Source organism: Streptomyces sp. NPDC059900 (assembly GCF_050270335.1).
Lineage (GTDB): Bacteria > Actinomycetota > Actinomycetes > Streptomycetales > Streptomycetaceae > Streptomyces.
The window spans coordinates 1-8,466 of record NZ_JBNNJZ010000363.1 but is presented as its reverse complement, the minus strand read 5'-3'; the positions used below and the strand labels follow the sequence as shown (position 1 = coordinate 8,466).

6 protein-coding genes and 1 pseudogene are annotated in these 8,466 nt (G+C 69.9%); 1 reads left to right on the top strand and 6 read right to left on the bottom strand.

Annotation, left to right across the window (positions count from 1 at the left end):
* From ACQKIP_RS32530 to ACQKIP_RS32510, 5 genes and pseudogenes are all read right to left on the bottom strand, one after another.
* Positions 1-229: GlsB/YeaQ/YmgE family stress response membrane protein (locus tag ACQKIP_RS32530; protein WP_427744936.1), on the bottom strand; the 229-nt coding region annotated here is incomplete at its 3' end.
* 78 nt (positions 230-307) lie between these two features.
* Positions 308-1,551, bottom strand: a pseudogene (locus tag ACQKIP_RS32525) (cation:proton antiporter).
* 76 nt (positions 1,552-1,627) lie between these two features.
* Positions 1,628-2,227, bottom strand: a complete 600-nt coding sequence (locus ACQKIP_RS32520) for a flavodoxin family protein (protein ID WP_365856044.1) — start codon at positions 2,225-2,227, stop codon at positions 1,628-1,630.
* 220 nt (positions 2,228-2,447) lie between these two features.
* A complete protein-coding gene (locus ACQKIP_RS32515; RefSeq protein ID WP_365856042.1) occupies positions 2,448-3,659 on the bottom strand; it encodes an FUSC family protein in 1,212 nt (403 codons plus the stop codon).
* 167 nt (positions 3,660-3,826) lie between these two features.
* A complete protein-coding gene (locus ACQKIP_RS32510) occupies positions 3,827-3,982 on the bottom strand; it encodes a DUF6131 family protein (RefSeq protein WP_365856040.1) in 156 nt (51 codons plus the stop codon).
* Between the two features lie 249 nt (positions 3,983-4,231).
* Between ACQKIP_RS32510 and ACQKIP_RS32505 the strand changes: the two genes are divergently transcribed.
* A complete protein-coding gene (locus ACQKIP_RS32505; protein WP_365856038.1) occupies positions 4,232-4,885 on the top strand; it encodes a YceI family protein in 654 nt (217 codons plus the stop codon).
* A 100-nt stretch (positions 4,886-4,985) separates the two neighbouring features.
* On the opposite strand, the gene cobN is transcribed toward ACQKIP_RS32505, so the two are convergent.
* The coding region (gene cobN / locus ACQKIP_RS32500; RefSeq protein WP_427744930.1) for a cobaltochelatase subunit CobN at positions 4,986-8,466 on the bottom strand (3,481 nt) is incomplete at its 5' end.

The following is an 8,466-nucleotide window of genomic DNA, read 5'->3' as shown; positions in this document are numbered from 1 at the left end:
GGCCCAGCGCCGCGAGGCCGATCTGGATGAGCCATTCGCCCCAGTCCACGCCGTCGGTGTCCGAGACCCCCAGGCCCGCGGCCACGGCCGTGCCGGCCAAGGCCGCCGCGATGCCGACGACCAGCGTCCAGAGGATGCCGATGTGCTGCCGGCCGGGTACGAAGAAGCGCCCCAGTATCCCGATGACGAGTCCGATGAACACGGCACTGATGAGACCGGAAATCTCCACGCCTGCCCCTTTGTCGGTGTCCTGTCAAACCGCCGGGTTCCCCGGCGCCCGAGGGATAGACGCCGCCGGCCCGTGCCGTCAGCGGGCCGCTGATCTGTCCAGGCGCCTGAGCACGGGCGAGGCCGCCGCACCGTGCACCACCACCGAAAGGAGGACCATGAACGTCACCACCGCCCACAACTCCTCCTCGAACGCGCGCAGGTCTTCCTGCCCCAGCGCATACGCCAGGTAGAAGACGGACCCGATCCCCCGGATGCCGAAGAAGGAGGTCACCGCGCGCTCCTTGCGCGTCGTCCTGCCCCGCAGCTGGCCCATCCAGCCCGTGAGCGGACGGATCACGAGCAGCAGCAGGACGGCCGTCACCGCGCTGCCCCAGGACAGGGCGGACAGACCGCCGCAGGCGATGAACCCCCCGACCAGGAAGAGCACACCGGCCGTGAGCAGCCGCTCCACCTGTTCCATGAAGGTGTGCATCACCACCTGATAGCCGTGGGCGCGTTCGGCGGACCTGATCGCGCAGGCCGTCGTGAACACGGCGAGGAATCCGTAGCCGTGCAGCACTTCCGTGATGCCGTACGAGAGGAAGGTCGCCGCAAGCGCGACAAACCCCTCCCTGTGCTCGGACAGCCGCAGCGCTTCCCAGTTCGCCCGGAAGAACATCCAGCCGAGCAGCCGTCCGATCAGCATGCCGACGGCCACGCCGACCGTGACGCGCAGCTCCACAGCCAGTGGGCCACCCACTCCCCCGACCAGCCCGTCTCGGAGGCGGCGAACATCGCGAGAGCCGCCAGGACCAGCGGGAAGGCCAGGCCGTCGTTCATGCCCGCTTCACCGGTCAGGGCGAAGCGCACCTCGTCCTCGTCGTGCTCGCCCTCGGTCGGCTCGCCCACCCGTACCTCGGCGGCGAGCACGGGGTCGGTCGGTGCGAGCACGGCGCCCATGAGCAGGGCGACGGCCGGCGGCCAGCCGACAAGACCCCGGGCGACGAGGGCGGTGACCACGACGGTCAGCGGCATCGTGATGCACAGCAGGCGCCATGCGGTGGACCAGGATCTGCGGCCGAACGGCCTGTTGATCGCAAGGCCCGCCCCCATCAGGGCCACGATCACGATCACCTCGGTGAGGTGTTCCAACCACGCCCGGTGCTGGTGGGGGTCAAGGTCGGGCAGCCCGGTCGGCAGCAGATAGACGAGGAAGCCCACGGCCAGAAAGACCATCGGCATCGACATGGGCTGCCGCGCCACCAGTCTGGGCAGGACCGCGGCGAGCAGAGCGCCTATCCCCACGCAGGCATATCCGACGTCCCCGGCCGTCACTTCCATCTGCCGCCCCTGTCCTTGTGGTCATCCCCTGCTCGGCCGCCTGTTTCCCGAGTGGGAGCGGTCCGGTGAGGGGTCGTCAGGGCGCCGGGTAGGGCTTCTTGCCGAGCAGCTCGGCCAGGTGGCGGGCGTTGACCGCGAGGGCGTGCGTGGCGGAGGAGACCGAGTCGGGTGTCTCGTCGAGGTCCTGGTAGTCGGTGCCGTGCTTGGCCTCGCCGACCCAGTAGGTGACCGCGTTGGCCGCCAGCGTGAAACCGATGTCGTTGAGTCCCTGGAATACGTCCGCGCTCACCTTGTGGGCGCCGTCCTCATTGCCCACCACGGCCACTGCGGCGACCTTCCCGTACATCAGGGGCCGGCCGTCGTCGCCGGTCTCGGACATGTCCGCGTTCAAACGCTCCAGGACCCGCTGGCAGACGCTGGACGGATGCCCCAGCCAGATCGGCGTGGCGATCAGCAGGATGTCGGCCGCAAGAACCTTCTCGCGCAGGGCCGGCCACGCGTCGCCGTTGCCCAGATCGGCGGCGACGCCGGAGTGGACGTCGTGATCGGCCACCCGGACCGTCTCGACCCCGACGCCCAGCTTGTCGAACTCGGCCATGACCTGATCGGACAGCGCTTGGCTGCTGGATGCCGTGGGCGAGGAATTCAGGGTGCAGACCAAGGACAGCGCACGCATGAGGAGCTCCATTCGTAAGCGACCGGGAGGACCAGGAAGGGGGACGGGCTGGTTGCCCTGTGAGGGGTGCCCACTCATATCAATCCCTAACCAACTGACCGGGAGATCGAATCGCATGACCGGATCTCTTACGGAATTAATGGCGGCGCGGATGCTGCGAATAAGAGGGCAGGGGAAATAAGCCGACTACATACTGTGCGGCCGTTAATGGAATTGCTGATCACGCGTCTCGGTCCACGTACCGCTGGAGCACGTCGCAGCAGTGCTGGAACTCCTCCATGAGGCGGGTGGACTCGACGACGAGAACTCCGTAGGGACGAGCCGGGTCGGCCAGCGGGAGGCCCGCCCGGCTCGCCCCGTCGGCCACGCTGCGGCGGCAGTCCTGTGCCTCGTCGGCCAGCCGGCACATCTGCCGGGCCTGCTCGGCCAGGGAGTCCTCGTCCAGGTCGCCGAGCACCTGGGAGATCCTCGTGAGGGACTCCAGGAAATCGGCGTACACCAGGAGAAAAGCCTGGTCGTCGTACCGGCCTCCCTCCTCCTCGTGCCATTCGTGCAAGCTGCGGGTCAGGGAGGACACCTGGTAGAGCGAGCGCTCAAGGGCGGCGAAGACCGCGCCGTACCCCTCGAAGGAGCGCCGGCCGCGGTGCCTGTTCAGCAGTCGGCGAGGGTTGAAGTAGAGACTCTCCTCCGCGGTGCGGAAGCCGTCCTTGGCCTGGGTGATCAGCCCGCCGGTCTGCTCGGCCCTCCAGCGCCACTGCCGCAGGCTCTCCTCGTCCAACTCGCCGTCGCGCAGCACCGGGTACATGTCGCTCACGAGGTCGCCCAGTGCGGTGGACAGGGAGCGGATCCCGTATTCGGCGCTGCGATAGCGCATCGGCGGGGCCACCGTGACGTTGACGAAGATGCCGATGACGCAGCCGATCAGGACCAGCAGGATGATCTGCCCGAGCTGGGTGACCTTGTCGGTGACCGAAGTGGCAGCGGCATAGGTGGAGAAGGCGAAGAACGCGGCGGTGGCGACCTGCGGCCCCTGGGCGCCGAGTGCGGGCCACCGGCCGATGATCAGGCCTGCGAGGGCGACAAGGACGAACGTCAGCAGGTCAGGGCCGCCCAGGAACCCCAGGGCGGCGACCATCGCCACGCCCGCCGCCACCGCCCCCAGGTAGCGCAGCGACTGGAGCAGGGACTGGTAGACCGTCACCTGCATGATCAGCACCGCGGAGAACGGGGCGAACGCCGGGGACGGGGCGTCGAGCACGTAGTAGGAGACGATCCAGGCCAGTGTCGCGGCCAGCGTGCTCTTGAGAACGAGCAGCAGGGTGTGGCGCTCGTAGCCCGGCGTTCCGCGCGCCCGCAGCCACCACTGCCGGACACGGTCCAGCCATCCCGGGACAGCGGCTTTCGTCCGCTGCCCTCCGCCCTCGCCGGCCATGCACCGACTCCGTTCCGTTCAGCAGGTCTTCGGGCTCAGCCTGGTACCCGGCCAGGCCGTCCGCATGCGGAGCCGGGGCCGTGCGGGCCGCTCAGGACATGCCGAACAGAACGTTGCCGCCGCAATCCACGGGCGGCGAAGACCACGGGAACGGCGCACCGCAGCCCTTACCAGTAATGGTTTCGACCGCCCACCGCGTGACCGACGGAACCCAGAATCCACAGGGCCGCGCCAATGATGACGAGGGCGATCCCAATGGACCACAGGATGGAGATGCCGGCCACCAGGCCGATGATGAGGAGGATGATTCCGAGAATGAACATCTGGCCCTCCGACCCTCAGAATTAATTCAAGTATGCGCCTGTTCGGCGGGGGCGCCAGCGGCCCGCAGACCCGCACATCATGACTATCCGTGACGACGAGCCACCCAGTCGTGCATCCACATCCGTGCTGATCCTGTGCATCTTTGCAGTCAGTGGCATGGAACCCGGACGAGACGTCTCATCTTGCTGAGCAGTGTCTGCGGACTGCGTGATAGCACGGAGTGATCAATTCCAAGGAGACGACGAATCATGGGTATCTTCAGCCGTCGCCAGACCGCGACCCTCGAGCCGACGCCGTCCGTCGGCCCCGGTTCGCCATTCCCCGCGCCCTCCGATGCCGAGCTCGACCCGTCGCTGCGCGCGCTGACCGGGCAGTGGACCATCGACCGCCCGCACAGCCGCATCGGGTTCTCCGTGCGGCACGCGATGGTCACGACGGTGCGAGGTGCCTTCGCCGACTACGACAGCACGCTGTACTTCGACGGCGCCCGGCCCTCCGCGTCGCGGGCCGAGATCGTCATCCGGATCGCCAGTGTCGACACCGGCGTGGAACAGCGGGACACCCACCTCATAGGCGCCGACTTCTTCGACGCGCGCCGCCACCCGGAGATGACGTTCCGCAGCACCTCCACGGTCCACGAGGGCGGCGAGACCTTCCGCATGGCCGGGGAACTGACCATCCGCGGCATCACCCGGCCCGTCGAGCTCCAGCTGGACTACCTCGGCTCGGTCGTGGACCCCTTCGGCTTCGAACGGGCCGGCTTCGACGGCACCACCACCATCGACCGCACCGACTGGGGCCTGGTCTACAACCAGCGCCTGGAACAGGGCGGCGCCATGGTGAGCGAGAAGGTACGGCTCCAGTTCGACATCTCCGCGATCCGGGCCACGGCCACGGAGTAGCCCCACCGGCGACGGCTTGAACGAGGCAGGGGCCCCGCCCCGGAAACGGTTCCGGGCCGGGGCCCCTGCCTCATGCATTCACCGGGCGGGCAGCCGGTGCTCAGTCCTCGCCCTCCAGGTCGCCTTCGGTCTCCAGGTACGCCTGGCGAAGCGCCTCGAGCACCGCCGGGTCGGGCTTGGCCCACATGCCGCGGGACTCGGCCTCAAGAAGCCGCTCGGCGATGCCGTGCAGGGCCCAGGGGTTGGCCTGCTTGAGGAAGTCGCGGTTGGTCGGATCCAGGACGTACGTCTCGGTGAGCTTGTCGTACATCCAGTCGGCGACCACGCCCGTCGTCGCGTCGTACCCGAAGAGGTAGTCGACCGTGGCGGCGAGCTCGAAGGCGCCCTTGTAGCCGTGGCGGCGCATCGCCTCGATCCACTTGGGGTTGACCACGCGGGCGCGGAAGACGCGGGAGGTCTCCTCGACCAGGGTGCGCGTACGGACCGTCTCGGGGCGGGTGGAGTCGCCGATGTACGCCTCGGGGGCACTGCCCTTCAGCGCGCGGACGGTGGCCACCATGCCGCCGTGGTACTGGAAGTAGTCGTCCGAGTCGGCGATGTCGTGCTCGCGGGTGTCGGTGTTCTTCGCCGCGACCTCGATGCGCTTGTACGCGCTCTCCATCTCCTCGCGCGCCGGACGCCCGTCGAGCTCGCGGCCGTAGGCGTAGCCGCCCCACACCGTGTAGACCTCGGCGAGGTCGGCGTCGGTGCGCCAGTCCCGGGAGTCGATGAGCTGGAGCAGGCCCGCGCCGTACGTACCGGGACGGGAGCCGAAGATGCGGGTGGTGGCGCGGCGTTCGTCGCCGTGCGCCGCCAGGTCGGCCTGCGCGTGGGCGCGGACGTAGTTCGCCTCGTCGGACTCTTCGAGCGAGGCCGCCAGGCGGACCGCGTCGTCCAGGAGGCCGATGGTGTGCGGGAAGGCGTCGCGGAAGAAACCGCTGATGCGCAGCGTGACATCGATGCGCGGGCGGCCCAGCTCCTGCGCCGGGATCGCCTCCAGACCCGTGACACGCCGCGACGCGTCGTCCCAGACCGGGCGGATGCCGAGCAGCGCGAGGGCTTCGGCGACGTCGTCGCCTGCGGTGCGCATGGCACTCGTACCCCACAGGGACAGGCCCACCGAGGTCGGCCAGTCGCCGTTGTCGGTGCGGTAGCGCTCCAGGAGCGAGTCGGCCAGGGCCTGGCCGGTCTCCCAGGCGAGCTTCGACGGCACCGCCTTGGGGTCGACGGAGTAGAAGTTGCGGCCGGTCGGCAGGACGTTGACCAGGCCGCGCAGCGGGGAGCCCGAGGGGCCCGCGGGGACGAAGCCGCCCTCCAGGGCGTGCACGGCATGGTCGAGCTCGTCGGTCGTGGCGGCCAGGCGCGGTACGACCTCGCGCACGGCGAAGTCGAGGATGTCGGCGACCGCCTGCGGGTGGCCCGCCGCGACCGTGGCGACCGCCTCCGGCGCCCAGTCGGCGTCCTCCATCGCCTGGACCAGGGCGCGCGCCTGCTCCTCGACCTCGTCGGCGCGGGTGCGGGTGGCCGCCGACTCGTCCAGGCCAAGGGCCTCGCGCAGGCCGGGAAGCGACGCGGTGCCGCCCCAGATCTGGCGGGCGCGCAGGATGGCGAGGACCAGGTTGACGCGGTCGGCGCCGGCCGGGGCGCCGCCCAGGACGTGCAGGCCGTCGCGGATCTGGACGTCCTTGATCTCACAGAGCCAGCCGTCGAGATGCATGATGAACTCGTCGAAGCCCTCGTCCTCGGGGCGGCCTTCGAGCCCCAGGTCGTGGTCGAGCTTGGCGGCCTGGATCAGGGTCCAGATCTGGGCGCGGATCGCGGGCAGCTTCGCCGGGTCCATCGAGGCGATCTGGGCGTGCTCGTCCAGGAGTTGTTCCAGGCGTGCGATGTCGCCGTAGCTGTCGGCGCGGGCCATCGGCGGTACGAGATGGTCCACGAGGGTGGCGTGCACGCGCCGCTTGGCCTGCGTGCCCTCTCCCGGGTCGTTGACCAGGAAGGGGTAGATCAGGGGCAGATCGCCCAGGGCCGCGTCGGGGCCGCATGCCGCCGACAGGCCCGCGTTCTTGCCGGGCAGCCATTCGAGGTTGCCGTGCTTGCCGAGGTGGATCATCGCGTCGGCGCCGAAGCCGTTGTCGTCGGCGGAGGCGGCGATCCAGCGGTAGGCGGCCAAGTAGTGGTGCGAGGGCGGCAGATCGGGGTCGTGGTAGATCGCGATCGGGTTCTCGCCGAAGCCGCGCGGCGGCTGGATGAGGATGAGCAGGTTGCCGCGGCGCAGGGCGGCAAGGACGATGTCGCCCTCCGGGTTCTGTGACCGGTCCACGAACATCTCGCCGGGCGCGGGACCCCAGTGCTCCTCCACGGACTCGCGCAGTTCGGCGGGGAGCGTCGCGAACCAGCGGCGGTAGTCGGCCGCCGGGATACGCACGGGATTGCGGGCCAGCTGCTCCTCGGTGAGCCATTCCTGGTCGTGGCCGCCCGCCTCGATCAGGGCATAGATCAGCTCGTCCCCGTCGCCGGAGACCAGGCCGGGCACCTCCTCGGTGCCGAAGTCGTAGCCCTCCTCCTGGAGCCTGCGCAGCAGGGCGACGGCGCTGGCGGGGGTGGCGAGGCCCACCGCGTTGCCGATCCGCGAGTGCTTGGTCGGATACGCGGAAAGGACGAGCGCGATGCGCTTGTCGGCGGCCGGGATGTGGCGAAGGCGCGCATGCCGTACGGCGATACCGGCGACGCGGGCCGCGCGCTCGGCGTCGGCGACGTAGGCGGGCAGGCCGTCCTCGTCGATCTCCTTGAAGGAGAACGGCACCGTGATCAGACGGCCGTCAAACTCGGGGACCGCGATCTGGCTGGCGGCGTCCAGCGGGGAAACACCCTCGTCGTTGTCCTCCCAGTCGCTGCGCGAGCTGGTGAGGCAGAGCGCCTGGAGGATCGGCACATCGAGGCCGCTGAGGGCGCCCGCGTCCCAGGACTCGTCGTCGCCGCCCGCGGAGGCCTCGGCGGGCCGGGTGCCGCCCGCCGCGAGGACCGTGGTCACGATGGCGTCGGCGGCTCGCAGTTCCTCGATGAGTTCGGCCTCGGGGGTACGCAGCGAGGCGACGTACAGCGGCAGCGGGCGGGCGCCGGCGTCCTCGATCTCCCGGCACAGGGCGTCGATGAAGGCGGTGTTGCCGCTCATGTGGTGGGCGCGGTAGTAGAGCACCGCGACGGTCGGTCCCCCGACCTCACGGGCGGTGCGCTCCAGCGGACCCCACGAGGGCGCGGCGGCGGGCGGTTCGAAGCCGTGACCGGTCAGCAGGACGGTGTCGGAGAGGAACCGGGCCAGCTGTTCCAGGTTGTCCGGGCCGCCGTGGGCCAGGTAGGCGTGGGCCTCGGCGGCCAGGCCGATGGGGACGGTCGAGGCGGCCATCAGCTGGGCGTCAGGGGCCTGTTCGCCGGTGAGGACGACCACCGGGCGCCCGGTGGCGATGACTTGGTCGAGGCCGTCCTGCCAGGCGCGTACGCCGCCCAGGAGACGTACGACGACCAGATCGGTGCCGTCCAGGAGC